This is a genomic window from Bradyrhizobium sp. (assembly GCF_035309285.1).
In the GTDB taxonomy this organism is placed as follows: Bacteria; Pseudomonadota; Alphaproteobacteria; order Rhizobiales; family Xanthobacteraceae; genus Bradyrhizobium.
The window spans coordinates 1-24,556 of record NZ_DATGFH010000098.1 but is presented as its reverse complement, the minus strand read 5'-3'; the positions used below and the strand labels follow the sequence as shown (position 1 = coordinate 24,556).

Annotated in this window: 25 protein-coding genes and 1 pseudogene; 13 read left to right on the top strand and 13 right to left on the bottom strand. The window is 64.1% G+C overall.

The window, feature by feature from the left end:
• Positions 1-120: 120 nt before the first annotated feature.
• The 3 genes from hemF to VKR55_RS19540 all read left to right on the top strand — a co-directional run bounded on the left by hemF (position 121) and on the right by VKR55_RS19540 (position 2,873).
• Positions 121-1,008 carry an oxygen-dependent coproporphyrinogen oxidase gene (hemF, locus tag VKR55_RS19550; RefSeq protein WP_324405791.1) on the top strand — a complete coding sequence of 296 codons (888 nt, stop codon included), beginning with the start codon at positions 121-123 and terminating at the stop codon, positions 1,006-1,008.
• Between the two features lie 26 nt (positions 1,009-1,034).
• Positions 1,035-1,739, top strand: coding sequence for an HAD family hydrolase (locus VKR55_RS19545; RefSeq protein WP_414642399.1), 705 nt, complete (start codon positions 1,035-1,037; stop codon positions 1,737-1,739).
• A 78-nt stretch (positions 1,740-1,817) separates the two neighbouring features.
• Positions 1,818-2,873, top strand: coding sequence for a hypothetical protein (locus VKR55_RS19540; RefSeq protein WP_324405788.1), 1,056 nt, complete (start codon positions 1,818-1,820; stop codon positions 2,871-2,873).
• Positions 2,874-2,876: 3 nt separating this feature from the next.
• Here the strand turns inward: VKR55_RS19540 and VKR55_RS19535 are convergent, their stop codons facing one another.
• Both VKR55_RS19535 and VKR55_RS33095 read right to left on the bottom strand, forming a co-directional pair.
• Positions 2,877-3,647 carry a sulfite exporter TauE/SafE family protein gene (locus VKR55_RS19535; protein WP_324405786.1) on the bottom strand — a complete coding sequence of 257 codons (771 nt, stop codon included), beginning with the start codon at positions 3,645-3,647 and terminating at the stop codon, positions 2,877-2,879.
• Between the two features lie 15 nt (positions 3,648-3,662).
• A pseudogene (locus VKR55_RS33095) lies at positions 3,663-3,791 on the bottom strand (CCA tRNA nucleotidyltransferase); the annotation flags it as partial.
• Positions 3,792-3,890: 99 nt separating this feature from the next.
• On the opposite strand from VKR55_RS33095, the gene VKR55_RS19530 reads away from it, so the two are divergent.
• Positions 3,891-5,660 (top strand): metallophosphoesterase family protein, encoded by a 1,770-nt coding sequence (locus VKR55_RS19530; RefSeq protein WP_324405785.1) that lies wholly within the window; start codon positions 3,891-3,893, stop codon positions 5,658-5,660.
• Here VKR55_RS19530 and VKR55_RS19525 read toward each other — a convergent pair.
• Positions 5,657-6,709 carry an AI-2E family transporter gene (locus VKR55_RS19525; RefSeq protein ID WP_324405783.1) on the bottom strand — a complete coding sequence of 351 codons (1,053 nt, stop codon included), beginning with the start codon at positions 6,707-6,709 and terminating at the stop codon, positions 5,657-5,659. The two genes, VKR55_RS19530 and VKR55_RS19525, sit on opposite strands and share 4 nt — an antisense overlap.
• Positions 6,710-6,914: 205 nt before the next feature.
• Between VKR55_RS19525 and VKR55_RS19520 the strand changes: the two genes are divergently transcribed.
• Entirely contained in the window at positions 6,915-7,190 is a 276-nt protein-coding gene (locus VKR55_RS19520) for a hypothetical protein (RefSeq protein ID WP_324405782.1), read from the top strand.
• 76 nt (positions 7,191-7,266) lie between these two features.
• Here the strand turns inward: VKR55_RS19520 and VKR55_RS19515 are convergent, their stop codons facing one another.
• Genes VKR55_RS19515 through VKR55_RS19500 form a run of 4 tightly spaced genes read right to left on the bottom strand, consistent with a single transcriptional unit; the run spans position 7,267 to position 10,056 of the window.
• The gene (locus VKR55_RS19515) at positions 7,267-8,523 is read right to left on the bottom strand and encodes a CCA tRNA nucleotidyltransferase (RefSeq protein WP_324405781.1); all 1,257 of its coding nucleotides are present in this window, start codon (positions 8,521-8,523) and stop codon (positions 7,267-7,269) included.
• Positions 8,520-8,783, bottom strand: a complete 264-nt coding sequence (locus VKR55_RS19510) for a DUF6111 family protein (RefSeq protein WP_324405780.1) — start codon at positions 8,781-8,783, stop codon at positions 8,520-8,522. Before VKR55_RS19510 ends, VKR55_RS19515 begins: the two co-directional genes overlap by 4 nt.
• Positions 8,780-9,439: a CoA pyrophosphatase gene (locus VKR55_RS19505; RefSeq protein WP_414642398.1), complete on the bottom strand. Its 660-nt coding sequence runs from the start codon at positions 9,437-9,439 to the stop codon at positions 8,780-8,782. The genes VKR55_RS19510 and VKR55_RS19505 overlap by 4 nt, the downstream gene beginning before the upstream one ends.
• Before the next feature lie 8 nt (positions 9,440-9,447).
• Positions 9,448-10,056, bottom strand: coding sequence for a DUF1285 domain-containing protein (locus VKR55_RS19500; protein WP_324405878.1), 609 nt, complete (start codon positions 10,054-10,056; stop codon positions 9,448-9,450).
• 242 nt (positions 10,057-10,298) lie between these two features.
• Here VKR55_RS19500 and VKR55_RS19495 point away from each other — a divergent pair, with 242 nt between their 5' ends.
• The 6 genes from VKR55_RS19495 to VKR55_RS19470 all read left to right on the top strand — a co-directional run bounded on the left by VKR55_RS19495 (position 10,299) and on the right by VKR55_RS19470 (position 17,825).
• Positions 10,299-11,297 (top strand): AAA family ATPase, encoded by a 999-nt coding sequence (locus VKR55_RS19495; protein WP_324405776.1) that lies wholly within the window; start codon positions 10,299-10,301, stop codon positions 11,295-11,297.
• Positions 11,297-12,235: a DUF58 domain-containing protein gene (locus VKR55_RS19490; protein WP_324405775.1), complete on the top strand. Its 939-nt coding sequence runs from the start codon at positions 11,297-11,299 to the stop codon at positions 12,233-12,235. Before VKR55_RS19495 ends, VKR55_RS19490 begins: the two co-directional genes overlap by 1 nt.
• Positions 12,235-15,042: a DUF4159 domain-containing protein gene (locus tag VKR55_RS19485; protein WP_324405876.1), complete on the top strand. Its 2,808-nt coding sequence runs from the start codon at positions 12,235-12,237 to the stop codon at positions 15,040-15,042. Before VKR55_RS19490 ends, VKR55_RS19485 begins: the two co-directional genes overlap by 1 nt.
• Positions 15,043-15,054: 12 nt before the next feature.
• Entirely contained in the window at positions 15,055-15,192 is a 138-nt protein-coding gene (locus VKR55_RS19480) for a hypothetical protein (protein ID WP_324405773.1), read from the top strand.
• Complete coding sequence (locus VKR55_RS19475) at positions 15,189-17,252, top strand: hypothetical protein (RefSeq protein WP_324405772.1); 2,064 nt, start codon at positions 15,189-15,191, stop codon at positions 17,250-17,252. Before VKR55_RS19480 ends, VKR55_RS19475 begins: the two co-directional genes overlap by 4 nt.
• Before the next feature lie 156 nt (positions 17,253-17,408).
• Positions 17,409-17,825, top strand: coding sequence for a DUF2946 domain-containing protein (locus VKR55_RS19470; protein WP_324405771.1), 417 nt, complete (start codon positions 17,409-17,411; stop codon positions 17,823-17,825).
• Positions 17,826-17,895: 70 nt separating this feature from the next.
• On the opposite strand, the gene VKR55_RS19465 is transcribed toward VKR55_RS19470, so the two are convergent.
• From VKR55_RS19465 to VKR55_RS19455, 3 genes are read right to left on the bottom strand one after another with little or no spacing between them, the layout of a single operon-like run.
• The gene (locus VKR55_RS19465; RefSeq protein ID WP_324405770.1) at positions 17,896-18,423 is read right to left on the bottom strand and encodes a GNAT family N-acetyltransferase; all 528 of its coding nucleotides are present in this window, start codon (positions 18,421-18,423) and stop codon (positions 17,896-17,898) included.
• 53 nt (positions 18,424-18,476) lie between these two features.
• On the bottom strand, positions 18,477-19,619 hold the full coding sequence (locus VKR55_RS19460; protein ID WP_324405768.1) for a hypothetical protein: 1,143 nt from the start codon (positions 19,617-19,619) through the stop codon (positions 18,477-18,479).
• Positions 19,620-19,676: 57 nt separating this feature from the next.
• The gene (locus VKR55_RS19455) at positions 19,677-20,168 is read right to left on the bottom strand and encodes an NUDIX domain-containing protein (protein WP_324405766.1); all 492 of its coding nucleotides are present in this window, start codon (positions 20,166-20,168) and stop codon (positions 19,677-19,679) included.
• 48 nt (positions 20,169-20,216) lie between these two features.
• Between VKR55_RS19455 and VKR55_RS19450 the strand changes: the two genes are divergently transcribed.
• Positions 20,217-21,104: a metallophosphoesterase family protein gene (locus VKR55_RS19450; RefSeq protein WP_324405765.1), complete on the top strand. Its 888-nt coding sequence runs from the start codon at positions 20,217-20,219 to the stop codon at positions 21,102-21,104.
• Between the two features lie 135 nt (positions 21,105-21,239).
• Here the strand turns inward: VKR55_RS19450 and VKR55_RS19445 are convergent, their stop codons facing one another.
• From VKR55_RS19445 to VKR55_RS19435, 3 genes are all read right to left on the bottom strand, one after another.
• On the bottom strand, positions 21,240-21,800 hold the full coding sequence (locus VKR55_RS19445) for a hypothetical protein (protein ID WP_324405764.1): 561 nt from the start codon (positions 21,798-21,800) through the stop codon (positions 21,240-21,242).
• Positions 21,801-22,005: 205 nt separating this feature from the next.
• Positions 22,006-22,215, bottom strand: coding sequence for a DUF4170 domain-containing protein (locus VKR55_RS19440; protein WP_324405763.1), 210 nt, complete (start codon positions 22,213-22,215; stop codon positions 22,006-22,008).
• Between the two features lie 20 nt (positions 22,216-22,235).
• Positions 22,236-23,873 carry an isocitrate lyase gene (locus VKR55_RS19435; RefSeq protein WP_324405761.1) on the bottom strand — a complete coding sequence of 546 codons (1,638 nt, stop codon included), beginning with the start codon at positions 23,871-23,873 and terminating at the stop codon, positions 22,236-22,238.
• Positions 23,874-24,184: 311 nt separating this feature from the next.
• Between VKR55_RS19435 and VKR55_RS19430 the strand changes: the two genes are divergently transcribed.
• Positions 24,185-24,556 (top strand): helix-turn-helix domain-containing protein (locus VKR55_RS19430; RefSeq protein WP_324405758.1); only part of this gene is annotated, 372 nt, incomplete at its 3' end.

Genomic DNA, 24,556 nt, shown 5'->3' with positions numbered 1-24,556 from the left:
CATACATGCCGCCGTCATTGCGAGCGAAGCGAAGCAATCCATCTTGCCGCAAAGCAAGAATGGATTGCTTCGTCGCTCCGCTCCTCGCAATGACGGAGAATAAACGGTAGGACCTCGCATATGGACATTTCCGTCATCGAGGATCGGAAGGCACGCGTAAAAGCCTGGTTCGAGAGGCTGCGCGATGACATCTGCGCCACCTTCGAACGGCTGGAGGACGAGGCGCCCGGCTCGCTCTATCCCGGCGGCGCGGGCCGCTTTGTGCGCACGCCCTGGCAGCGCACCGATCATAGCGGGGCGGCGGGCGGCGGTGGCGTGATGTCGATGATGCGCGGAAGACTGTTCGAGAAGGTCGGTGTGCACTGCTCCACGGTGCACGGCGAGTTCTCGCCCGAATTCCGCGCGCAGATAGAGGGCGCGGCGGAAGACGCGCGGTTCTGGACCTCCGGCATCTCCCTGATCGCGCACATGCGCAGCCCGCATGTGCCGGCGGTGCACATGAACACCCGCTTCGTCGTCACCACAAAATCCTGGTTCGGCGGCGGCTCGGACCTGACGCCGGTGCTGGATCGCCGCCGCACCCAGGACGATCCGGATACGATCGCCTTCCATGCCGCGATGAAAGGCGCCTGCGACGCGCACGCGGCCGTCGCGCCTTACGACAGGTACAAGAAATGGTGCGACGACTATTTCTATCTGCCGCACCGCAAGGAGCCACGCGGCATCGGTGGCATCTTTTACGACCACCACGATTCCGGTAACTGGAATGCGGACTTTGCGTTCACGCAGGACGTCGGAAGCGCTTTCCTGGATATCTACCCTGAGCTGGTGCGTCGCAATTTTGCGCTCCCCTGGACGGCGGCCGATCGCGAGGAGCAACTGATCCGGCGTGGGCGCTATGTCGAGTTCAACCTGCTGCATGACCGCGGCACGCTGTTCGGGCTAAAAACCGGCGGCAATATCGATTCAATCCTCTCCTCGATGCCGCCTGAGGTGAAATGGCCGTGAACGCGACGACCCAACTGCCGCGCGCGATGCTGATCGACCTGGATGACACCATCCTGTCGGCCTATGGCCGGCCCGAGATCGCCTGGCACACGGTCGCGGGCGAATTTGCCCGCGAGCTCGCACCGTTCTCGCCGGGAGAGGTCGCAACCGCAGTTCTCGCCTTTGCGCGAAACTTCTGGGCGACGGCGGAGCCCGCGTGGCGGCTCAAGCTCGGCGAGGCGAGGCGTCTCTCCGCCAAGGGTGGCTTTGCCGCGCTCGCCGCAGGCGGCCACGCCACGCTATCCGATGATCTCGCGATCCGGATCGCCGACCGTTTCACCGCCTATCGCGAAGAGGAGATGTTCGTCTTTCCCGGCGCGCACGAGGCGATCGACAAATTGAAGGCGCTCGGCGTCAAGCTCGCGCTGGTCACCAATGGCGCCGCCGATACCCAGCGCGCCAAGGTCGAGCGTTTCGAGCTCGCCCACCGCTTCGATCATATCCAGATCGAGGGCGAGCACGGTTTCGGCAAGCCCGAGGAGCGCGCCTATCGGCATGCGATGGCAGCCCTTGGCGTCGCTGCGTCCGACACCTGGATGATCGGCGACAATCTGGAATGGGAGGTCGTGGTGCCGCAGCGGCTTGGCATCTATGCGATCTGGATGGACGTCCACGGCGACGGCCTCCCCGAAGGCTCGACCGTCAAGCCGGACCGCATCATCCGCTCGCTGACGGAGCTGTTGCCGGGTTAGTTCCCGCGCTGGCGCCGCGACCGAATTTTCGACGCCCGGTCAAACTGGCAGGTTATGATGGCCGCGCGTGACCGGGGCATGACCATGTCAGAAGCAGGCGATCCGCAGCCAGAGAAGGGCAAAGCCGGCCCGCGGCCGGGTTTTTGGAAGCGGCTGTTGGGTTTCGACTCCTGGCTTCATTCCGCTGCGAGCCTGTCCGTCGTGACGTTGCTCGCCGGCTGGTTCGGGACCTATATCCAGTACCTCAACGCCTATGAGCAGAAGGTGAGCGAAACCGCCCAGGCGGATATGAAGGCCGCAACCGACGCCTTTGTCGAGATTTCAGACGCCTATGCGGAAGCGCAGCTCCTGCAGCAGTTGATCTATTACAACTATGTCGCTTCGGCCAACGACGCAGGCGACACCGGAAACAAGGCGATGGTGACCAAGGCCGGGCGGGACGCCTATCCGGACTACGTCAGGGCACGCAACGGCTTGCGGAAGAACAGCAGCATCTATGTCCGCAAGGCGGAGCTTTACATCGACTGGCCGAGCAACCTGGATCGTGATCCGGCCGGCACCACGGCCAATGACGGCGATCCACTGACCGAATCCTTGCTTGGCGACTACAATTTCGACTGCGACGCGAAAGAGAATTTCCCGCATTACGAAGCGCCAGGAGCAACCAATCAGCCGGACAAGGGCACGGATGACCTTTGCCTCGTGCCGAACGAGACGCAAAAGCAGATCGCGATCGGATCCAAGACCGTCATCTGCGCAGTCGACGACAACGGCAGGATCGATCATTCGCGCCCCTCCCGCGAGATCAACTGGCACAGTGCCAAGCACCATCTCATCGTGATGCACTATTGCTACGAGCTCGCGCACGGCCAGATTTCGACTGCACGAATTTGGGCCTCGAACAGCGCGGTCAGCGAGCAAAAGAGGAGCGATTTCCTCAAGAACAAGGACATCTATCAAAACAGCCTCGACCACGAGGTCGTCCGGCTGGACGCCTTCCTGAGCCTCGCGATGTCGCAGCTCGAAAGAATCCGCGTCAAGTATCGACCGTCGAGCTTCTACTGCAATCTGCCCTTGGTGAATTACGCGATCAGCGACCGCTGCACGCCGGTCAAGATCGCCAAGAGCAAGTAGCGCTCACGCGAGCAAATGCCGCGACGCGGCCGAGATCATCATGAGTCCGCCGGCGACGACGGCGGCATCGAGGATCGCGGTGTGGATGTGCACCGGCATGCGCTCGACGAAGGCCCTGGCCAGGAACGCGCCGGGAAAACCGATGGCGCCGATCAGGAGAGCGAGAGCCAGCACCTGCGCGGTGACGACGCCGGCGAGCCCGAACACGGAAATCTTGATGACGCTGGTGATGACCGAAATCACCGAGTCGGTTGCGATCACTGCGGCCCCTTCCAGGCCCGCGGCCATCAACAGCGACAGCAGCATCACGCCCGAGCCCGAGGTGCCGCCGACCACGACGCCATAGCCCACCGCGCCGGCCGCGAGCGTGCTGTCGCCGATCTTGACCGCGCGGCGGCGCAGCACGCGCCGCAGCGGCACGGACAGGATCAGCATGCTGCCGATCACGAGCGCCGCGCCCGCGTTGCCGAGCCGGGTGTAGCCGTAGGCGCCGAGCGCCGTGGTGAACGCCGCACACAGGCTGACGATCAGCGCGCGGCGGCGATCGACATAGCGGAAATAGGCGGTGCTGCGGCTCACATTGGCGAAGATCGCCGAGATCGCGATGATCGGCACCACGGGCTCGGAGCCGACCATGGGCACCAGCACCAGCGGCATCAGCGCGCCGGTGCCATAGCCGGCAAGGCCGCCGATGATCGAGGCAAACAACGCCACGAACGCCACCAGCAGAAGCTGCAGGAGCGAGATGTCGGCGAAGCCTGAAGCAATATTCACGGTTTGGGATCGCGGGGTGAGCCGGGCGACGGTCTGATCAGCGAGGGAGCTACGCAGCCCGGCTCTAACGGAAAATCCACAGCGAGCCAAGCATCTTCGGCGGGGGTCAGCACATGTCCACAATGCAGGGCCTTCGGCGACGCCGCTCCTTCTGCAGATCTATTTCGATTGCAAGACCGGGACACTTGCCGTCCGCTGCACTATCCTGCGTCGGATCAGGCATGATGCAGCGGACTTCCGGCCATGACGCGGTCGACATCAGCGGACGATGCTGGAAAGGCGCAAGAGCGCATATGGCTCGATCCTCGCCGCGGCGATATCGAGGACGATGCCGCCAGTCCCAAGCAACGTTCGGTGCTCGCCATCGCCGGCAGCTTGCTCGTCGAGATCAGCCTGCTGAAGCTCCTGTTCGCCTGGACGGTCTTGCTGCTCCTGCCGGCGGTATCGCTCGGCCTCGCCCCCCTGGTGGTCTCCACGTGGTTCTCCATTCTGTCCGAGCATCTTCTCACGCTGACTGAGATAGGCGCAGCGCTGACGCTGATCGCGATTGCCGCGTTGGGATGGATCGGATGGCGACCATTGCTGCAGCTCGTGGAGATCAATTTCTGGTCGCTCAACGCGCTCGCGGTCCAGCCGAGCTACGCGTTCGGCCGCGAGGCGCTGCAGCACCTGGCAGAGCGAGCATGGCGAAAAGACGTTACCCCCGCCTTGCGGACGAGGCTGCGTCGCGCGTCTTCGCTGGGCGCGGGCATCCTGCTTGCCGTAGTTGCGGTATCGGTCGCGATCCTTGTATGGCCTTTCACGCAATGGACTGCGGCCTTGCACGAGCTCGCCTTGATGCATCTTCTCGTGAAGGCAACGCTTGCCAATTCAGCCTTCGTGGTGTGTTGCTACCTGGCCGTCGCCTCGTTGGCGTGGGGTCTTGCCGATGCGAGGATGAACCAGCCGGTCAACCTTGCCGCGTTCGATGCTCCTGCATCCGGCTCTCGCATCTGGCGTGTTGCTCACTTGTCCGATCTCCACGCCGTCGGCGAGCGATATGGATTCCGGATCGAAAGCGGACGCGCCGGCCCGCGCGGCAACGAACGTCTTCGCAGCGTGTTCGCGCAGCTCGCCGCCATGCATGCCGCCGAACCGTTCGATCACGTGCTGATCACCGGCGACATGACCGACGCGGGGCGGGCCAGCGAATGGGCGGAATTTCTCGATGCGCTGTTTGAGCATCCCGAGCTTGTTGCCCGCACGATCATGCTGCCGGGCAATCACGACGTGAACATCGTCGACCGCGCCAATCCTGCCCGGCTCGACCTGCCTCTCAGTCCCGGCAAGCGGATGCGGCAGATGCGCACCTTGTCGGCGATCGCCGCCGTGCAGGGCGGACGCGCGCGCCCCGTCGATGCTTCAGGGACCATCGCTGCCACCCTGCACCAGGCGCTGGCACCGCATCAGGCGCAAATCGCCGCATTTGCCGAGCACGGTGGCGTGCGCCGCGCGGCGGAGCTGCGGCGAATTTTCGCTGCCCAATTCCCGATGATTCTGCCACCCGACCGCGAGGACGGTCTCGGCATAGCCGTCCTCGATTCCAATGCCGCGACTCACTTCTCCTTCACCAATGCGCTCGGGCTTATCTCGTTCGAGCAGGCGCGCCGGCTCGAGGCGGCCATCGGCCATTTTCCAGGAGCTGCCTGGATCATCGCGCTGCACCACCACCTCGTGGAATATCCGATGCCGGTCAAGACATTCTCCGAACGCGTGGGAACGGCATTGGTCAACGGCAGCTGGTTCGTGCGCAGGATTCAGAACCTTGCGGACCATGCGATCGTGATGCACGGTCACCGCCATGTCGACTGGATCGGAGCATGCGGCGCCCTGAAGATTGTGTCGGCCCCCTCGCCGGTGATGAGTATCGGCGAAAATGCCGGCAGCCATTTCTATATTCACAGGCTCATGCGTGGCCCAAATGGAGGTCTTTGCCTGGCGCGACCTGAACGGGTCGAGATTGCCGGCAGCTAGGGCTGCGCCGACTTGGCCTCGACCGGTCCGCCCAGGAGCTCTGCGATCCATCGCGTCGACGGGTGCTCTCCGCAAAAGGTCAGGATCGCAAGCATGATCGGCACGCCGATGAAGGTGCCGAACAGGCCCCACAAAAAGGTCCAGAGAAAGATCGCAAACAGCACGACCAGGGGCGAGATCGAGACGCTGGCGCCGGCCACACGGGGCTCGATATAGCTGCCGACCACAAACTGAATGATATTGAGACAGGCAAAAATGCCGAACACGGCCGGCCAGCTCTCGAACTGCGTCATGGCGAGCAGTGTGGGAAACAGGGTTGCAATGAACGGGCCGATGAACGGGATATAGTTGAGCACGAATGCGATCACGCCCCACTCGAATGCGAATGGCAGGCCGGTGATGCCCGCAAACAGGCCAACCAGCACGCCGGTGACGATGCTCATTTGAGTCCGCACCAGCAAATACTTCCGGAACTTGGCTGCGGTCGCCGCACTGCCCTCCAGCAGCACGCGCGCGGCCGTGCGGTTCTCGAGCCTGTCGATCCGTCGCCGGAAGTCATCGATCTCGATCAGGCCCAGCACGACATAGACGATCGCGATCAACCAGAAGCTCAGCAACGAGTTGGCGCGTCCCGTCACATATTGCATGGCGCCCAACAGCCAGCTCACGTTGAAATGCTCGGCCCAGAGACCGGCAATCTCGACGCCATGGCCGTCGAGCCACATCACGGCGCGTTCATAGAAGGCCTGGTAGCGCGCAGCGTCGGCAACGAGGAAATGTCCGACACGGCCAAAGGCCCAGGCCGCGACAGAGGCGAAAGCGAGACAGATCAATGTCGTGAAGAGAATGGTGATCGCGAGTGCGGCGAGCTTTGGCAGTCGCGACTGCAGCCATTTCTGGGCCGGCCAGACGATGCCCATGATGAACAGAGCCGCGGCCAGCGGCTCGAATACGCTGCGCGCCAGTGACGCAGCCGCGCATACCAGCACCGCGGCGACGACCAGCGTTGCGACACTGCGTCCGAAGCCTATGCCTTCTCTGGACTCCATCGGCTTTCCCGCGCGACAGGTTCAAGTTTATTCAAACCGAGTGACGCGCCGCGCCGGGCGCCTCCACCACCATCGTATATCAAGCGTGACCTGCCTCGGCACCGCAAGAGCAATGCTAGCGAGAGAGCCTCTCCGGCGCCCGGTTGTGGCTCGATTTCGCAACTGCCAAGGATTGAAGGGAACTTCAGGCGTTCCAGATGGTTGAATGCCGTCCGGCACCCGGTTTCTTGCCGGCCTCCGATTAGGAAATCGAACCGAAAGAGAGGTCGCCATGGCTACACGTGCAGTCGACGGATCTATCCTTTTCGCGAAAAAACTCGGCGGTGTCTTCGCCATGATTCTGGGCGGCTTGATCGCTGCGATTGGCGCCAACGTAGCGTCACCGGTAACGATCGCCATCGGCGTCTTGTTCGTGATCGCCGGAGCAATCCTGCTGGTGTTGAAGATCATTCGGCGCAACGAAGGCGGTCAGGTCGGATGATCGGATGTCGCCTGGGGCGAGCCGCCGTCGACAAGGCTCGCGGCTCGCAGGCCTTGGCGAAGGCGGAAAGCAAGGTTCAGGGTTTTGGATCGCGGGTAAGGCGGGTCACGGCCTGATCAGCGAGGGAAGCCAGCAGGCCCGGCTCTAACGGAAAATCCGCAGCGAGCCAGGCGTCTTCCGCAAGCGTCAGCACGTGGCCCAACTGGGGCCCCTCAGCGACCCCGCGCGCGATGAAATCGGCGGCGCGAAGCGGAAATTTCGGCGCTGTCCAGCGCTGCGGCAGTCGGGCCAGCTCGATCCAGTGCGCGGCATCGGCACCGGTCCCTGCGCGCGCCCAGGCGAGCATCAGCCTGTCGCGGTACGGACCTTCGCCGAGCCGGTAGAGCCGGCGCCTTGCGCGCGCCTCGTCCATGCCTTCCAGCCGCCACCAGCGATGGCCCATGGAATCGAGCGCCCTTGCCTCGCTGTTCGACAACCGCAGTCGAGCCGCAATCCGCCTCGCGTCCTCGGTGACGGCAACGGCAAGCGCCGCAAGCCGCCGCATCGCGTCGGGCTCGAGATCAAGCGCGCGCTCGGCCGCGATCATGGCGGCGAGCGTTCCGGTGTAGACGACGCCCCCGACGATCGTCTGCTGCAGGCCGCTATCGGCCATCGCGACGCAGGCGGCGGCGGCACCGTCGGCAACGAGCAATTTCAGCATCTCCATGCGCACGCGCTCGGCCGAGAGCGTCGCCAGCCCCGAGCGCGCGGCGATGCAGGCGAGATAGCCGTCGCGATCGACCTCGCCCGCGCCAAAGGCGGCGTGGATGCGGAAGAAGCGGAGGATGCGCAGAAAATCCTCTTCGATGCGCTCCTTCGGCACGCCGATGAAACGCACCCGTCGCGCCGCGATATCCGATAACCCGCCGACATAGTCGTGCACGACGCCATCGGCGCCCACCGACAACGCGTTGATGGTGAAGTCGCGGCGGTGCGCATCGCCCACCCAGTCGCGGCCGAACGAGACCTTTGCCTTGCGGCCGAAGGTCTCGGTGTCCTCGCGCAGCGTCGTCACCTCGAACGGCTTGCCTTCGACCACCAGCGTCACGGTGCCGTGCTCGATGCCGGTCGGCACGCTCTTGATACCGGCTTCCTTCGCGCGCCTGACCACTTCCTCCGGCAGCGCCGTGGTCGCGATATCGATATCGCCGATCGGAAGGTTCAAAAGCGCATTGCGTACCGCGCCGCCGACCACGCGCGCTTCCTCGCCGCCGCCGCTCAACAGCGTCAGCACGCGGGAGGTCGGGCCGGAATCGAGCCAGGGCGCATTCGAAAGCGCCCAATGATCGTTCATTTCTCAACTCCGGGAACGAGCTTGCCGTTCTCGATATGGGCGGGAATATAGGTCGAATTCGGCGCACTGCCCGAAAATTGCGCGAGCAGGACCAGGCTCAGCATCACGAGAAGCAGCGAGCCGAGCGCAAGCCTTGCCACCATCTGGATCGGCCAGGACGCCGGCGCGAGAATGCCGGAACGGGTCGCAAGAAGGAACAGCACATACACCCCAAAGGGAATCAGGAAAATTCCGATCTCGGTGAGTGCCGGACGGATCATGTCAGATAGATCCGCTCGTATAGTACCCGCAGGATTCCGGCTGTCGCCCCCCAGATGTAGCGCTCCGCAAACGGCATGGCGTAGTAGGAACGCTCCATGCCGCGAAAATCCTTGCTGTGAACCTGGTGGTTCGCCGGATTCATCAGGAACGTGAGCGGCACCTCGAAGGCGTCGTCGACCTCGGAATGGTTGATGGCGAGCTTGAAGCCGGGCTTGATCCGCGCCACCGTCGGCAGGATGCGGAAGCCGAAGCCCGTGCCGTAGACATCGAGATAACCGATCGGATCAATGAAGGATCGGTCAAGCCCGATCTCCTCCTGCGCTTCGCGGAGCGCGGCCTCGAGCGGCGAGCCGTCTGTCGCGTCGATCTTGCCGCCGGGAAAGGCAATCTGGCCGGCATGTTCGTTGAGATGCGCCGAGCGCTGCGTGAGCAGCACCGTCGGCTCCTTGTGAGCGACCACCCCGATCAGCACTGCAGCGGGCCGCACCGGCTGCTCGCGCGCGATGATCTCGAGCATGCGACTGGTGCCGGGATCCCCGGTTTCCGGAATGATATTGGGATCGACGAGACCGGGCGGCACGTCGAAAAGCAGCCGCGCGCGGGCGCGGTCATAGAAATCCGCCGCGGTTATCTCGGCGGGCGCAGCTCTCACCATCGGCTCGTTCAAAGCGCAGCCCTCACCTGCTCGGCATCCGCCATCGGGAAGAACTCGCCGGCAGACTCAACCCCGAACTTCTCCTGCCCATCGACCATCCGCTCCTCGCCCATGTCAACCAGATCGTAGTAGAGCGCGCGCGTGACCTTGGCCCACAGCTCGGCGCGAACGTGGAGATAGGGCGTGAGCCCGCCGTCGGCGGCGGCCTCAAAGCGCAGCCGGTGGGCTGCGTCGCAATCGACCCAGTCGTCGACATTGGTACGGAAGCGCAACAGGGAGCCGCGGCTGTCGCACTTCTTCTGCATCTCCACCGCAAGGAACGGCGCATCGTCGACGCGGATGCCGACCTTCTCCACCGGCGTTACAAGAAAATGCTTGTCGCCCTCGCGTTTGAGGATGGTTGAGAATAACCGCACCAGCGCGGCCCTGCCGATTGGCGTCCCCATGTAGAACCAAGTACCATCGGAAGCGATTCGCATGTCGAGATCGCCGCAAAACGGCGGATTCCACAGGTGCACCGGTGGCAGGCCTTTTCCGCCCGGGGCGGCGTTGGTCGCCTCCCGTGCCGCCACCGTCAGGCCTTCAAGGTTGGTTGTGCTCTGCCCTTGCTTCGCCATGGTTTGCCTTAACGTTTTAATCATCTCGATTGGCACGATTGGTGCAGGACATACGTTAGATAATGGCGCAAGTTCCCCGGGAAAATACCGGGATCAGGTCGCCACATCGTGATGCCGTCAATACCCCGAAATGCCGATAAAGTGGGGATAGATAAATTCAGCGAATACATGGCCTTTGCGCTGTTTTAGCATGGGTTTATGGCGACTGCTTCGGTTACCTCTTGAAGGTCAGGGAGACTGGAATGGCTGATAGTGTGGAAAAGCTCGAGGACGTGATCGTCCGCTCGGCGGAACAGGTCTCGGGGCAGATCCGCGCGGCAAGGGAAGCGGTCTCGACCGTCATCTTCGGCCAGGAGAAGGTGGTTGAGAACACGCTTGTCACCATCCTCTCCGGCGGCCACGCGCTCCTGATCGGCGTGCCCGGCCTCGCCAAGACCAAGCTGGTGGAAACCTTGGGCATCACGCTCGGCCTCGACGCCAAGCGGATCCAGTTCACGCCGGACCTGATGCCGTCGGACATTCTCGGCGCCGAGGTCCTCGACGAGAGCAACACGGGAAAGCGTTCGTTCCGCTTCATCGCCGGTCCCGTCTTCGCGCAACTCCTGATGGCGGATGAAATCAACCGCGCCAGCCCGCGCACGCAGTCGGCGCTGCTGCAAGCCATGCAGGAGCAGCACATCACGGTTGCGGGCGCGCGCCACGACCTGCCTAAGCCGTTTCACGTGCTCGCAACCCAGAACCCGCTGGAGCAGGAAGGCACCTATCCGCTGCCCGAAGCGCAACTCGACCGCTTCCTGATGGAGATCGACGTCGACTATCCCGATCGCGACGCCGAACGCCGCATCCTGTTCGAGACCACCGGCGCGGAAGAGACTTTGGCCAAGGGCGCGATGCAGGCCGATGCGCTTATCACGGCGCAGCGGCTGGTGCGGCGCCTGCCGGTCGGCGATTCCGTCGTCGAGGCGATCCTGTCCCTGGTCCGCGCCGCCCGTCCCGGCCCCGAGGGCGGCGAGGCCGGCAAGCTGATCGCCTGGGGGCCGGGCCCGCGCGCCAGCCAATCGCTGATGCTCGCGGTTCGCGCCCGCGCCCTGCTCGACGGGCGGCTCGCGCCCTCGATCGACGACGTGCTCGATCTCGCCGAGCCGATCCTCAAGCACCGCATGGCGCTGACCTTCTCCGCTCGCGCCGAGGGACACACCATTCCGGACGTGATCCGGCAATTGAAGACGCGGATCGGTTGATGGCTGAGCCGGTCAAGCACGAGAAGGAGATCGCAGCAGTCCGACGTGCCGATGGCGAAAGCCGATCGCTCGCCGCCTCGCTGCCGCGCCTCGTGCTTGAAGCCCGCCGCATTGCCGCCAACGTGATCCACGGCCTGCATGGGCGGCGCCGTGCCGGCTCCGGCGAAAGCTTCTGGCAATATCGCCGCTTCGTCTCGGGCGAGCCGGCCCAGCGCGTCGACTGGCGCCGCTCGGCGCGCGACGATCATCTCTATGTCCGCGAGCAGGAATGGGAGGCGGCGCACACCGTGTGGCTGTGGCCCGACCGCTCGCCGTCGATGGCGTTCGCCTCGCGCGGCGCGCGCGACAGCAAGCTGGAGCGCACGCTGATCGTGACCTTTGCGCTCGCCGAGCTCCTGGTCACCGGTGGCGAGCGGGTCGGTATTCCTGGGCTGATGAATCCGACCGCAAGCCGCAGCGTGATCGACAAGATGGCGCAGGCGATCCTGCATGACGATGCGGTGCGGCCGAGCCTGCCGCCGTCCTTCGTGCCGTCGGCGCTCGCCGAAATCGTGGTGCTGTCGGACTTTTGGTCGCCGATCACCGAGATCAGAGGCATGCTGGCGGGATTGTCGGCGTCCGGCGCGCACGGCGCGCTGGTCCAGATCGTCGATCCCGCGGAAGAGACCTTCCCCTATTCGGGCCGCATCGAATTCGTCGAGCCGGAAGGCTTTGGCATGATCACCGCGGGCCGCGCCGAGAGCTGGATGACCGACTATGTCGCGCGCGTGGCGCTCCACCGCGACCAGATACGGAGCGAGACCGGCAAGCTCGACTGGTTGTTCACCACTCACACCACCAGCCGCTCGGCGGCGGAGCTGCTGTTGTTCCTGCATGGCGGCATGATGGTGAGCAAGAACGGCACGCGCGTGAATGTCAAAGCGGGGCGTGCCACATGATCGCAGGTCTCCCGCTCTCTTTCGCCGAACCTCTGCTGCTCATCGGTCTGTTGAGCCTGCCGCTGCTATGGTGGCTGCTCAGGGTGATGCCGCCGCGGCCGCGGCGCATCGAGTTCCCGCCGACACGCTTGCTGTTCGACATCGCGCCGAGGGAACAGACGCCGTCGCGCACGCCGTGGTGGCTCACGGCCTTGCGGCTCGCCGCCGCGGCCCTCGTGATCCTCGCGGCTGCGGGCCCGATCTGGAATCCGCACACCGGCGTCGCCAGCCGTTCCTCACCGCTGGTGATCCTGCTCGACGACGGCTGGAGCGCGGCATCGAACTGGGAGACGCGCATCCGCGCAGCCGACGAGCTGATCGCCAATGCCGATACCGACCGCCGCGGCGTCGCGCTGGTGCCGCTGTCGGAGCCGGCGCGCGACATCACCGTCCTGACGGCAGGTGCGGCGCGCGTCGCGCTGCGGCAGCTCGCGCCAAAGCCTTATTCGATCGATCGAGCCGAGACGCTGACTGCGCTCGACCGGTTCCTGAAGGCAACCGGCGACGCCGACATCGCCTGGCTCTCCGACGGCGTCGACACCGGTCGCGGCGCGAAGTTCGTCCAGGGCCTCGGCAAGACCATCGGCGATCGAGCGCTGACGATCTTCGAAGGCGGCACGCCGTCGGCGATGGCGCTCGCCGCGGCGGAAAACGCCGCCGCGAAAATGACGGTGAAGGTGCTGCGCGCCGATAGCGGCGTTGCGACCGGTGTGGTGCGCGCGCTCGACGCCAAGGGCTCGCCGATCGGCGAGGCGCGCTTCGGCTTCGGACCGCAGGAGCATGAGACCGAAGCCGCGTTCGATCTTCCGGTCGAGCTGCGCAACGACATCGCGCGGCTGGAAATTGCGGGTGAGCGGTCGGCCGGCGCGGTGCAGCTCCTCGACAAGCGCTGGCGCCGGCGCGCGGTCGGCATTGTCTCCGGATCGACCAGCGACACCGCACAGCCGCTGCTCGCGCCGACTTTCTATCTCAGCCGCGCGCTCGCGCCCTTTGCCGACGTGCGGCGCGGCGACAAGGGCGCGCCGCAGCAGGTGATCACGCAATTCCTCGATCAGAAGCTGCCGATGATCATCATGGCCGATATCGGCACGCTGTCGCCGGAAATCCGCGACCGCCTCAACGCGTGGATCGACCAGGGCGGCGTGCTGGTGCGCTTTGCCGGACCGCGCCTGGCGCAAGGCGACGACGATCTTGTGCCGGTCAAGCTACGCCGCGGCGGCCGCACGCTCGGCGGCAGCCTGACCTGGGAGAAGCCACAGCATCTCGCCTCCTTCAGCGCGGATGGACCGTTCAACGGCCTCGTCGTTCCGAAAGATGTTACCGTCAGCCGGCAGGTGCTCGCCGAGCCGGATGCGACGTTGGCCACCAGGACCTGGGCTTCGCTCAAGGACGGCACGCCGCTCGTCACCGGCGAGCGACGCGGCAAGGGGCTCGTAAGCCTGTTTCATGTCAGCGCCGATATGCGCTGGTCCGACCTGCCGATGTCGGGCACCTTTGTCGAGATGCTGAGAAGGATTGTCGATATTTCCGGTTACACCTCCACCCCCGGCCCCGGGGTCGCGGCCAATGCCGGCAAGGAGACGCTGGCACCGCTGCACACGCTCGACGGCTTTGGCGCGTTCACCTCGCCGCCGTCTACAGCGAAGCCGCTGTCGGCGGACTACCGCGATCACGCCACGCTCGATCATCCGCCGGGCCTCTATGGTCCGGCCGACGGACCGCTCGCGGTCAACACGCTCGCGCCCGCCGATCGCATCGCTGCGCTCGACACCTCGCCGCTGAAAGCACAACGCGCGAGCTATACCAATACCGAGCCGCGCGACCTGCGCGGCATCCTGCTCTCGGCCTCGCTCGCGCTGTTCCTGATCGATGCGATCGTGGTCGCTTTCCTCGGCGGCGGCATCGCGAGCCTGTTGCGCCGGCGCGCGGCGCCGGCCGTGATCGCCTTCGCCATTCTTGCGGGCGGCGTTGCATTCATGCCCTCGCTCGCACGCGCCGATGAAGCCAGCGACGAGTTCGCGATGCGGGCCACGTCGCAAACCCATCTCGCTTATGTCGTGACCGGCAATTCGGACGTAGACTCCATCGTCAAGGCCGGTCTCGCCGGACTGACGCTGTTCCTTGCGCAACGCACGGCGCTCGAGGCCGGCGATCCCATCGGCGTCGATCTCTCGCATGATGAGCTTGCCTTCTTCCCGCTGATCTACTGGCCGATCGTTCCGGGCACGCCCAAGCCGCCGCAGGACGCGCTCAACAAGATCGACGCCTATATGAAGCAGGGCGGCACCGTGGTGTTCGACACCCGCGATGCCATCGAGGCCGGCCCGGGCGACAACGGCGCTGCACAAACGCCGGGCATGCAGACGCTGCGCGACCTGCTCTCGTCACTCGACGTGCCCGAGCTCGAGCCGGTGCCGCGCGAGCACGTGCTGACCAAGACATTCTATCTGTTGCGCGATTTTCCCGGTCGCTACACCACCGGCCAGACCTGGGTCGAAGCCCTGCCGCGCGACGAGGAAGAGAACGACAAGCGCCCGGCGCGCGGCGGCGACGGTGTGTCGCCGATCATCATCACCTCGAACGATCTGGCCGGCGCTTGGGCGATCCGCCCCGACGGCCAGCCGATGCTGCCGCTCACGCCGGGCGAACCCAAGCAGCGCGAGTACGCTTTCCGCGCCGGCGTCAACATCGTGATGTACACGCTGACCGGCAATTACAAGGCCGACCAGGTGCATGCGCCTGCGCTGATCGAGCGGCTCGGCCAGTAGAGATTGAGAGTCATGAACTCAAGGGCTTGCCAGATCCACGTCGTCATGCCCGGCCTTGTGCCGGGCATCCCCGTCTTTCTTTTGGCGCGGCAAGACGTGAATGGCCGGGACGAGCCCGGCCATGACGAGGCCGAGAGGATCGTCGTATGAATTACGGTATCGCGTTCACGCCGCTGGTTCCCTCGTTCGTGCTATGGACTGCGATCGCGGCGATCGTGGTTATTGCGGCCCTGTTGGCGCTCACCCGCTCGCGCGGCGCGGCGGTGCGCGTGGCGGCACTGGCGCTCATCGTGCTCGCGCTCTCCAATCCCTCCTTCACCCGCGAGGACCGCGAGCCGCTATCGTCGGTCGCCGTCGTCGTCGTCGACAAGAGCCCGAGCCAGAGCTTCGGCACCCGCACGCAGGAGACGGCGAAAGCGCAGGAAGAGCTCGTCGACAGACTGAAGAAAATCAAGGGACTGGAAGTCCGCGTCGTCGATGCCGGCCAGGCCGACGGCGAGACCGACGGCACACATCTGTTCGGCGCGCTGTCATCGGCGCTGTCGGACGTGCCGGTCGACCGCGTCGCCGGCGCCTTCCTGATCACCGACGGCCGCGTGCACGACATTCCCGCCAATACGGCGGCGCTTGGCTTCCAGGCGCCGGTGCACGCGCTGATCACCGGCCGCAAGGGCGAACGCGACCGCCGCATCGCGATCACCGCCGCGCCCCGGTTCGGCATCGTCGGCCAGACCCAGACCATCACCTACCGGCTGGACGACCAGGGCGTCACCGGCCAGAGCGCCAAGGTCGTGATCCGCCGCGACGGCGAGGAGATCGGCGAGCGGACTCTGCAAAGCGGCCAGACCTCCAGCGTCGACGTCGATATCAAGCATGAAGGTCCGAACATCGTCGAGATCGAGGCGTCCCCGCTCGACAACGAGCTGACGCTGGTCAACAACCGTGCGGTGGTCGCCATCGACGGCGTGCGCGACAAGCTGCGCGTGCTGCTCGTCTCGGGCGAGCCGCATTCCGGCGAGCGCACCTGGCGCAACCTGCTCAAGTCCGACGCCAGCGTCGATCTCGTCCACTTCACCATCCTGCGGCCGCCGGAGAAGCAGGACGGGACGCCGATCAACGAATTGTCGCTGATCGCATTTCCGACCCGCGAATTGTTCCAGCAGAAGATCAACGAATTCCAGTTGATCATTTTCGATCGCTACGCCCGCCAGGGCGTGCTGCCGGTCGCTTATTTCGACAATATCGCGCGCTACGTGCGGACGGGCGGCGCGGTTTTGGTGGCGGCCGGCCCGGACTACGCCTCCAACACCTCAATCTGGCGCACACCGCTGGATTCAGTGCTGCCTGCCGAGCCGGTCGGGGTGACCGAGAAACCGTTCTACGCACGTCTTTCTGATGCCGGCAAGCGTCATCCCGTGACGCGCGGGCTGGAGGGTTCGGCGAGCGATCCGCCGCACTGGAGCCGATTTTTCCGCACCGTCGACACGCGCAACGCCGTCACCGCGCCGGTCATGACCGGCGCCGATGGAGAGCCGCTTCTGCTGCTGTCGCGGTTCGGCGAGGGGCGCGTCGCACTGCTCCTGACCGACCACATCTGGCTGTGGGCGCGCGGCTATGAAGGCGGCGGCCCGCATCTCGACCTGTTGCGGAGAATGTCGCACTGGCTGATGAAGGAGCCCGACCTCGACGAGGAGGCGCTGCGGCTGCAGGTGCAGGGCAAGAATTTGCAGGTGATCCGCCAGACCATGGCCGACAGCGTCTCGCCCGTGACGGTCACCTCGCCTTCCGGCGCGACCAAGACATTGACGCTCACAGCCGGCGACCCCGGAGAATGGCGCGCGACCATCCCCGCCAACGAATTGGGCCTGTGGCAGGCGACCGACGGCACACTGAAGGCGCTGACCAATGTCGGCCCGACCAATCCGAAGGAATTCTCGGAGGTGACCTCGACGACCCGCATGCTGCAGCCGTTGGCGCACGCGACCGGCGGCGACGCCAGGCGCGTGGTCGATGGCTCCTCCATCGAGCTGCCGCGCATCGTGCCGGTGCGCACCTCCAGCGTATTTCATGGCGACGGCTGGATGGGCGTGAAGATGCGCGATGCCAGCGTCGTCAAGGGCGTCGGCGTGCTGCCGATCTTCGCCGGCCTGATCGGACTTTTACTGCTGCTCGGTGCCTTTGCAGCGACCTGGTTGCGCGAGGGCCGCTGACGGCACGCATCGCTTGCGTGGTATGAATATCACAGCGACTTTCTATCTAGCATCTGCCGCGACCGGCTGCGATTGACTCCGTCGGAGCCTTCCGATGCATAATGTAACATCGCCTCAGGGCGTAGCCGCCCGCTGCGATGCGAGGCCTGTTTCGCCATGAAGTGGTTCCGTTCGAACATCAAAAGCTCGAACATCAAAAGCGGTGTGCGGCTGACGCTGTTTGCGCTGCTCGTGCAGTTCGCGCTGTCGTGCGGACACTTCCATGCACTCGCTGCGACATCGCCTGCCAAGGTTATCAAATCCGCCCTGCCGAGCAGCAGTCAAGCTGACGCCGGCAAGCTCGCCATCGGCAAGCGCGCCCAACAAGCCCCCGGCAAGCACGAGCGGCGAGGCCCCGATGGCTGCGCGATCTGTGCCGTCATGGCGATGGCGGGGACGGTGGTCTTCGCCTCGCCGCCGATCCTCTTGCTGCCGGAAGCCGTCGAGCTTCTCTACCGCTCCACCGATGCCGAATTCGTTCACCTGAAATCGGCCGGCGTCGCTTTCCAGCCGCGCGCCCCTCCCGCCTCCTGATCCATCGACTGCCGAAGCCAAAAGCGATCGCGGGATTCGAGCTCACCGCCTCGACCCACGATAAGCGATGTCACCGCGCTTCTGCTCCACGCGCGAAATTCCAGTCGGGCCGGATCGCGCCCGAGACACCTTCGAAGGCGCCGACTGCGAGTTCGGCGACCAGCAGGCGATCGCAATTGACCGGGCCGGGCATGGTTGCCCGGCCCTTCGGCACGCGCTTGAAGCCGACGCGGCTGTAATAGTCTTCGTCGCCGACCAGCAGCACGAGCGCGTGGCCCTTCGCCCTGGCGTCGCCCAGCGCGCGGTCGAGCAGCGCTCTGCCCACACCGCGGCTTCGAAACGGCGGCTCTACCGTCAGCGGCCCGAGCATCAAGGCCGGTGTGTCGCCGACGCAGACCGGCAGCTGCCGCACCGATCCGACCAGCAGCGTGCCGATGCGCGCGGTGAACGAAAGATCAAGCAGATGGTCGACATGCTCGCGCAGCCGATAGGCGCTCAGCACGAAGCGGCCGGGCCCGAACGTGCGCTCGTGCAGCCGTTCGATCGCCTGCGCATCCCCGGCCGTTTCCGGCAGAATCGTCAAAGAGAGATCGTTCATGGCTCAGGTTTTAATGATCGGCGGCCCGGAAAGATAGGCCGGCACGCGGCATATCATGATCGTGTATCGGCCGCCTGCGCAATCAGCTTTCCGCCCATCGCCTCGGCAGGTCCAGTCAACAGCGCAAACGAGACACTCCACAGTGAAAGCATGGCGATCGGAACCATGTAATACGGCGTGAACAGCGGATGGCTCAGGAAGAATGCAAGATTCACGGCGAGATTTGCGACAGTCACCAGCGCCACGCGCCTGACGCCACCCTCGCTCCGCGCCGCGAAGACATAGGCGATCGAAATGCCGGCGAGCAAAAGCAGCACGAATTGCATGTCGGTGACATACTGCTTGATGATGGTAAACGAGAACTGAGGCGGCACGGCATCCGCGCTGCCATAGGTCGTCGCAAATGGGCTGCCGGCGTTGATGGCGTTGGCAATCAACGTCGGCGCCATGCCGATCACGAACGCCACACCGAAACCAAAGCCGCGCGAGGCGATTTCGAGCTTCCGGCTCGACAGGAACGCGAGCAGGAAGAACAGGAAATAGCCAGAGGAGAGAAACAGGTTCGGCAGCCTGAAATTGACCGACAGCCCGAGGACGAGGCCGAGCGCGAGCGTCAGCCACATGCGTTCGCGCTGCGGCTCGCTCGCAAACAGCCGCGCGGTGAGGAAGCCCGCCAGCGCGCACGCGGCCATGGTCGGCGCCATCGAATAGCTCGCTTTCGCCGGATTGATCATGAGGTAGATGGCGAGCAAACCCAGCACGGCGGCCGAAAGAATCGCCGGCGTTGAGCTCGCCAGCACAATCCCAAGCAGCGCGAAGCTGAAGATTATGACGGTTGCGCCGACGAAGAGCGGGATCACCTGATGGCCTTGCGGGAACAGCGCAAGCAGAAGCCCGGTGCCGGGCGGATACTGGATTACGAGCTTGCCTGAGGCCTGCATCGGCGTGTGGCACGGCGGCGGCGCGGCGGAGGAAAACCCGATCTCCTTCAGCTTCGCGGCAAGATAGCCATCATCGTCGTGCAAGATATCGGTGTCGAATCCCCTGAGTCCGAAGCGCTGGAACAGATGCGCCTGCCGCAAATAGCAGACGTCGTCATAGACGCCGCGCTGCTCGTTCCAGTGCGACATCGACCAGACCTGGCTCGCGAGCAGGATGAGGCAGATCAGGCCGCAGAGGATTTTAAGTGGTTTCATGGGGTCCGTGTCGCGAGCCGCGCGCGTTCTACATGCCACCACTAGCACAGGCTCGACCTAACGCCACGTCTCAATGGGCGCCCTGGCTTCGACGACTTCCGAGATCCGGAGCCGCGTCCCCGGCGTCGTGCCCTCCGGCAGCGCGGCAAGCTCAAAGAAGCCGCAGGCGACAATCTCGTGGTTGGGCGCAGGCAGCCGGTCCTGACGGAACTGCCTCACGATATAGACGGCGACATGATCGCGGCGGGACACATGGCTGTTGAAGAACAGGCCATGCAGCACAGGCTCCCCTGCAACCTCGATGCGGCCCTCCTCCAGAAGCTCGCGCCGAAGTGCCTCGACAAAACTCTCGCCGATCTCCACGCCGCCTCCCGGCAGGTGCCAGCCGGTCACGTATCCGTGCTTGACCAGAAACACCCGGTTGCTCTCGTCAAGCACCACACCGCGGACGCCGAGCGTCATGCCACGGACAAGCCACCAATAAAGATGGAAGATACGCCGCAGCAGCGGCTCAAGTCTCCTTCGCAGTGTCGCCAAACCGTCAGACATCGTGTTTGATCTTGCGCCGAGAAGGTCCGCTTGCCAATAGATGGCGCTATGGCCGCTTTCAAGCTCGCGCATCTGTCGGACCCGCATCTGCCGCCGCTCCCGAAAGCGCGCCTGGCCGAGCTTTTTGGCAAGCGTGCGCTGGGCTACCTGAACTGGACCCGAAACCGCCGCCGGTATTATCGTCGCGAGGTGCTGGACGCGGTGGTCAAGGACATGCAGGCGCAGGCGCCCGACCACATCGCCGTCACCGGCGATCTCGTCAACCTTGCCCTCGAGGCGGAGTTTCAGCCGGCGCGGGAATGGCTCGCGAGTGTCGGCACGCCAGAGCGCGTGACCGCAATCCCCGGCAATCACGACGCCTATGTGCGCTCTACGCGCCATCGCTTCGCGCAGGCCATTGCCGATTATGTCGCGGGCGACGAGGCGTCACGCGACGGCGGCTTCCCCTTTGTCCGCCGCCGCGGACCATTGGCGCTGATCGGACTTTCGTCGGCGGTGCCGACCGCGCCCTTCATGGCGACCGGCACGCTCGGCCGCCTCCAGCTCGAGAGGATCGAGAAAATCCTGATCTCACTCTCCACCGACGAGGCATTCCGCGTCTTGCTGGTTCATCATCCCCTGCATTCGGACTCGCGGCCGAAGCGGCTCACGGATTCCGGCCGGCTGCTTGCGCTCATCAAGAAGCACGGGGTCGACCTGATCCTGCACGGTCATGACCACGTCCAATCCACCAAATGGTTCGACGGGCCGGATGGCAAGATCCCCTCCATCGGCGTACCGGCGGCGTCCGCGCTTGCCCGCGGTCGACATCCGGCGGCAGCGTACAATGTTTATGCCATCGAGCGCGACGGCAATGCGTGGCGGTGCGAGCAGACCATACGCGGCATCGACAACGAGCTGCACATCACGGAGATCGGCCGCACGCGGCTGATTTGATCGTCGTCATTGCGAGCGAAGCGAAGCAATCCAGAAATGTCTCCGCGGAAATAGTCTGGATTGCTTCGTCGCGGAGTTTATCATCGGGCCGGCCAAAAAGGCCGGACCCGTTGGCTCCTCGCAATGACGAAGGGATCACAGGTTCTGCAAGCTCGCGATCATCGCAAGCGCGAACAGCGCCAGCACACCGAGCACGAAGCCGAGCACAAAGCTCAGCAAGCGGCCGCGCCGTCGCGGCTTCTCCGCGACCTGCGGCTCCGGCGGCTTGATCGGCGCCAGCGCGTGCTCGCGCTCAACCATGCGGCGGGCGACATAGTCGGTCACCGCATCGACGATCACGGGCACATCATGCGATTCCGCAAGCACGATGCGGCCATAGCGGGTGTCCTGCACGAAGCGATAGATGCGCTTGTCGCGTCCCATCACCACATGTGCCACCACGTCGATCCACAGTCGCGGCGTCTCGCCCTGGCTGATGCCGCGATCGAACAAGTCGATCTGCTCGGGCACCTGCGCGAACAAAGGGTCGAGTGCGTCGTTCAGGATTTCCAGGCGGGCGACCTCCGCATCGCGGAGATCAACGACAACGCCGGTGCGATCGGCCGCCTCGATCCGCGCCTTGCGAAGCGCGTCGCGCAGGCGAAGCGGACGCGGCTCGCTCGCGGGATTGCTGCCAGTTGCTGGCGCCTCAGACATCGGAACGGCCTTACCCCTCAAATTCCGGCCCGTTTAACCTATCAGCAACCAAAGCCGGCGCAAAGGCTCTTTATTTCCAATACCTTAGCCAGAAGACAGAAACCCCACCCGGCAAAACCGGATGGGGCCTCCGTCCTTGGGCACTTGTCTCGCGGGCCTGATCCTCTTCGGGATCATGGCCCGGATACCCGACAACAGCTCGTCTTCAGGCCGCGGTGCGGTTGGGCTCTTCGACGATGGAGAAACGAACGCCGGCCTTGTGGCGATTCTCCTCCGATACCTCGCGCCAGCAATCTTCCGCTTCCTTGCGCGTCTTGAAGGGACCTTTGACCTGAGCCGAGCCTTCCACGAGCTTGTGGAAGTTCATCGAGCCGAACTCGCCGCCAATCACCCAGAAATTACTGCCTTTGGTCATGGCAATCTCCTGCTGTACCGTTAGCCAAACTGATTCATGGTGTTGTGGGCGCCGCCCGCCTTCAGAGCGGCTTGACCGGCGAAATATTCCTTGTGCTCGTCGCCGATATCGGAGCCGGCCATGTTCTGATGCTTGACGCAGGCGATACCCTGACGGATTTCCTGACGCTGAACATTCTTCACATAGCCCAGCATGCCCTGCTCACCGAAATACTCCCTCGCGAGATTATCAGTCGACAGAGCTGCCGTGTGATAGGTCGGCAACGTGATCAGATGGTGAAAGATGCCAGCACGCTTTGCTGAATCGGCCTGGAAGGTGCGGATGCGCTCGTCGGCTTCAATGGCCAGCGGCGTATCGTCGTATTCCGGCTTCATCAGGTCGGCTCGATTGTACTTGCTGACGTCCTTGCCGGCTTCCTTCATCGCGTCGTAAACCTGCCAACGGAAGTTGAGCGTCCAGTTGAACGATGGCGAGTTGTTGTAGGCCAGCTTGGCGTTCGGAACCACCTCGCGAATGCGGTCAACCATCTTGGCGATCTGCTCGATATGCGGCTTCTCGGTCTCGATCCACAGCAGATCGGCGCCGTTCTGCAGCGAGGTGATGCAGTCGAGCACGCAGCGATCTTCGCCCGTGCCGGCACGGAACTGGTAGAGGTTGCTAGCCAGCCGCTTCGGACGCATCATCTTTCCGTTGCGGTTGATGATGACATCGCCATTCCTGGCGTTGGCGGCTGTCACTTCCTCGCAATCCAGGAAGCTGTTGTACTGATCGCCGATGTCGCCGGGCTTGTGGCTCACAGCGATTTGCTGCGTCAGGCCGGCACCCAGCGAGTCGGTGCGGGTCACGACGATGCCGTCTTCGACGCCCAGTTCGAGGAAGGCATGGCGACACGCCCGGATCTTCGCCAGGAACACCTCGTGCGGCACAGTCACCTTGCCGTCCTGGTGGCCGCACTGCTTTTCGTCGGAGACCTGATTTTCGATCTGCAGAGCGCACGCACCTGCTTCGATCATCTTCTTTGCGAGCAGATAGGTCGCCTCCGCATTACCAAAACCGGCGTCGATGTCGGCGATGACGGGCACGACATGCGTCTGGAAATTGTCGATCTTTTCGATCAACGCCTTTTCCTTTGCCTGGTCGCCTGCCTTGCGAGCGGCGTCGAGGGCGCGGAAGATATCGTTGAGCTCACGGGAGTCCGCCTGACGGAGGAAGGTGTAGAGCTCTTCGATCAGCGCCGGCACCGAGGTCTTCTCGTGCATCGACTGATCAGGAAGCGGTCCGAACTCGGAGCGAAGCGCGGCGATCATCCAGCCGGATAGATACAGGTAGCGGCGATCGGTCCGGCCGAAATGCTTCTTGACCGAAATCAGCTTCTGCTGCGCGATGAAGCCATGCCAGCAACCGAGCGACTGGGTGTACTTGGTGGGATCGGCGTCATAGGCGGCCATATCGCTCCGCATCAGCGCTGCGGTGTAGCGAGCAACGTCCAGCCCGGTCTTGAAGCGGTTCTGCAGACGCATGCGCGCCACGGCTTCGGCGGTGACGCCGTTCCAGGTCGGCTTGGTCTTGAGGAGCGCCTCGGCAGCTCCAATCTCGCTCAGGTAGGAAGCCGGTCCCTGGATAGCCCGGTCACTGATGCCACGTGGCTGGTAGTTCATTTGCGTGATCCTTTCGGTGACGACAAATCTGCAGCGCTTGGGTTCGCCACTCTTTGTCTCTCAACAGTTTTGACAGTGCATTGCGAGATGCGTGCTCAGAGCTAAACGCGAATCTTCCGAACGAGTACAGATTGCTTGCAATTGATTGGTGATGTCATGTAACATATGAACTTGTAATAGATGTCGTTTTGTAAATTTTGTCACAAATGGGTCAGCATGACTGCCGTGATTAGCGATCCGAAAAGGGCTCCATTCGCCCCTTCTCTTGTTGGGAGAGGTGAAGAAGGCCCGCGGTCATAGGGGAACAACTCATGCCCGCCGATTCCGGAAAAAAGCTCTTCGTCGGCCCGCGCTTCCGGCGCATTCGCCAGCAGCTCGGGCTGTCGCAGACCCAGATCGCCGAGGGGCTTGGCATCTCGCCGAGCTACATCAACCTGATCGAGCGCAACCAGCGCCCGGTGACCGCGCAGATCCTGTTGCGGCTGGCCGAGACCTACGACCTCGATTTGCGCGACCTTGCCACCGCCGACGAAGATCGCTTCTTCGCCGAACTGAACGAGATCTTTTCCGATCCGCTGTTCCGCCAGATCGACCTGCCGAAACAGGAATTGCGCGATCTCGCCGAACTCTGTCCCGGCGTCACGCACGCGCTGCAACGGCTTTACGCGGCCTATACCGAAGCG

What these genes read in the sequence shown, in the direction of transcription:
- VKR55_RS19540 (WP_324405788.1), top strand. Translation starts at nt 1,818, where the DNA reads ATGACCATGTCAGAAGCAGGCGATCCGCAGCCAGAGAAGGGCAAAGCC.
- VKR55_RS19515 (WP_324405781.1), bottom strand. Translation starts at nt 8,523, where the DNA reads ATGAACGATCATTGGGCGCTTTCGAATGCGCCCTGGCTCGATTCCGGC.
- VKR55_RS19545 (WP_414642399.1), top strand. Translation starts at nt 1,035, where the DNA reads ATGCTGATCGACCTGGATGACACCATCCTGTCGGCCTATGGCCGGCCC.
- VKR55_RS19475 (WP_324405772.1), top strand. Translation starts at nt 15,189, where the DNA reads ATGAATTACGGTATCGCGTTCACGCCGCTGGTTCCCTCGTTCGTGCTA.
- VKR55_RS19445 (WP_324405764.1), bottom strand. Translation starts at nt 21,800, where the DNA reads ATGTCTGAGGCGCCAGCAACTGGCAGCAATCCCGCGAGCGAGCCGCGT.
- VKR55_RS19495 (WP_324405776.1), top strand. Translation starts at nt 10,299, where the DNA reads ATGGCTGATAGTGTGGAAAAGCTCGAGGACGTGATCGTCCGCTCGGCG.
- VKR55_RS19465 (WP_324405770.1), bottom strand. Translation starts at nt 18,423, where the DNA reads ATGAACGATCTCTCTTTGACGATTCTGCCGGAAACGGCCGGGGATGCG.
- VKR55_RS19510 (WP_324405780.1), bottom strand. Translation starts at nt 8,783, where the DNA reads ATGATCCGTCCGGCACTCACCGAGATCGGAATTTTCCTGATTCCCTTT.
- VKR55_RS19490 (WP_324405775.1), top strand. Translation starts at nt 11,297, where the DNA reads ATGGCTGAGCCGGTCAAGCACGAGAAGGAGATCGCAGCAGTCCGACGT.
- VKR55_RS19470 (WP_324405771.1), top strand. Translation starts at nt 17,409, where the DNA reads ATGAAGTGGTTCCGTTCGAACATCAAAAGCTCGAACATCAAAAGCGGT.
- VKR55_RS19460 (WP_324405768.1), bottom strand. Translation starts at nt 19,619, where the DNA reads ATGAAACCACTTAAAATCCTCTGCGGCCTGATCTGCCTCATCCTGCTC.
- VKR55_RS19525 (WP_324405783.1), bottom strand. Translation starts at nt 6,709, where the DNA reads ATGGAGTCCAGAGAAGGCATAGGCTTCGGACGCAGTGTCGCAACGCTG.
- VKR55_RS19530 (WP_324405785.1), top strand. Translation starts at nt 3,891, where the DNA reads ATGACGCGGTCGACATCAGCGGACGATGCTGGAAAGGCGCAAGAGCGC.
- hemF (WP_324405791.1), top strand. Translation starts at nt 121, where the DNA reads ATGGACATTTCCGTCATCGAGGATCGGAAGGCACGCGTAAAAGCCTGG.
- VKR55_RS19520 (WP_324405782.1), top strand. Translation starts at nt 6,915, where the DNA reads ATGCCGTCCGGCACCCGGTTTCTTGCCGGCCTCCGATTAGGAAATCGA.
- VKR55_RS19435 (WP_324405761.1), bottom strand. Translation starts at nt 23,873, where the DNA reads ATGAACTACCAGCCACGTGGCATCAGTGACCGGGCTATCCAGGGACCG.
- VKR55_RS19500 (WP_324405878.1), bottom strand. Translation starts at nt 10,056, where the DNA reads ATGGCGAAGCAAGGGCAGAGCACAACCAACCTTGAAGGCCTGACGGTG.
- VKR55_RS19450 (WP_324405765.1), top strand. Translation starts at nt 20,217, where the DNA reads ATGGCCGCTTTCAAGCTCGCGCATCTGTCGGACCCGCATCTGCCGCCG.
- VKR55_RS19455 (WP_324405766.1), bottom strand. Translation starts at nt 20,168, where the DNA reads ATGTCTGACGGTTTGGCGACACTGCGAAGGAGACTTGAGCCGCTGCTG.
- VKR55_RS19505 (WP_414642398.1), bottom strand. Translation starts at nt 9,439, where the DNA reads ATGGTGAGAGCTGCGCCCGCCGAGATAACCGCGGCGGATTTCTATGAC.
- VKR55_RS19440 (WP_324405763.1), bottom strand. Translation starts at nt 22,215, where the DNA reads ATGACCAAAGGCAGTAATTTCTGGGTGATTGGCGGCGAGTTCGGCTCG.
- VKR55_RS19480 (WP_324405773.1), top strand. Translation starts at nt 15,055, where the DNA reads ATGAACTCAAGGGCTTGCCAGATCCACGTCGTCATGCCCGGCCTTGTG.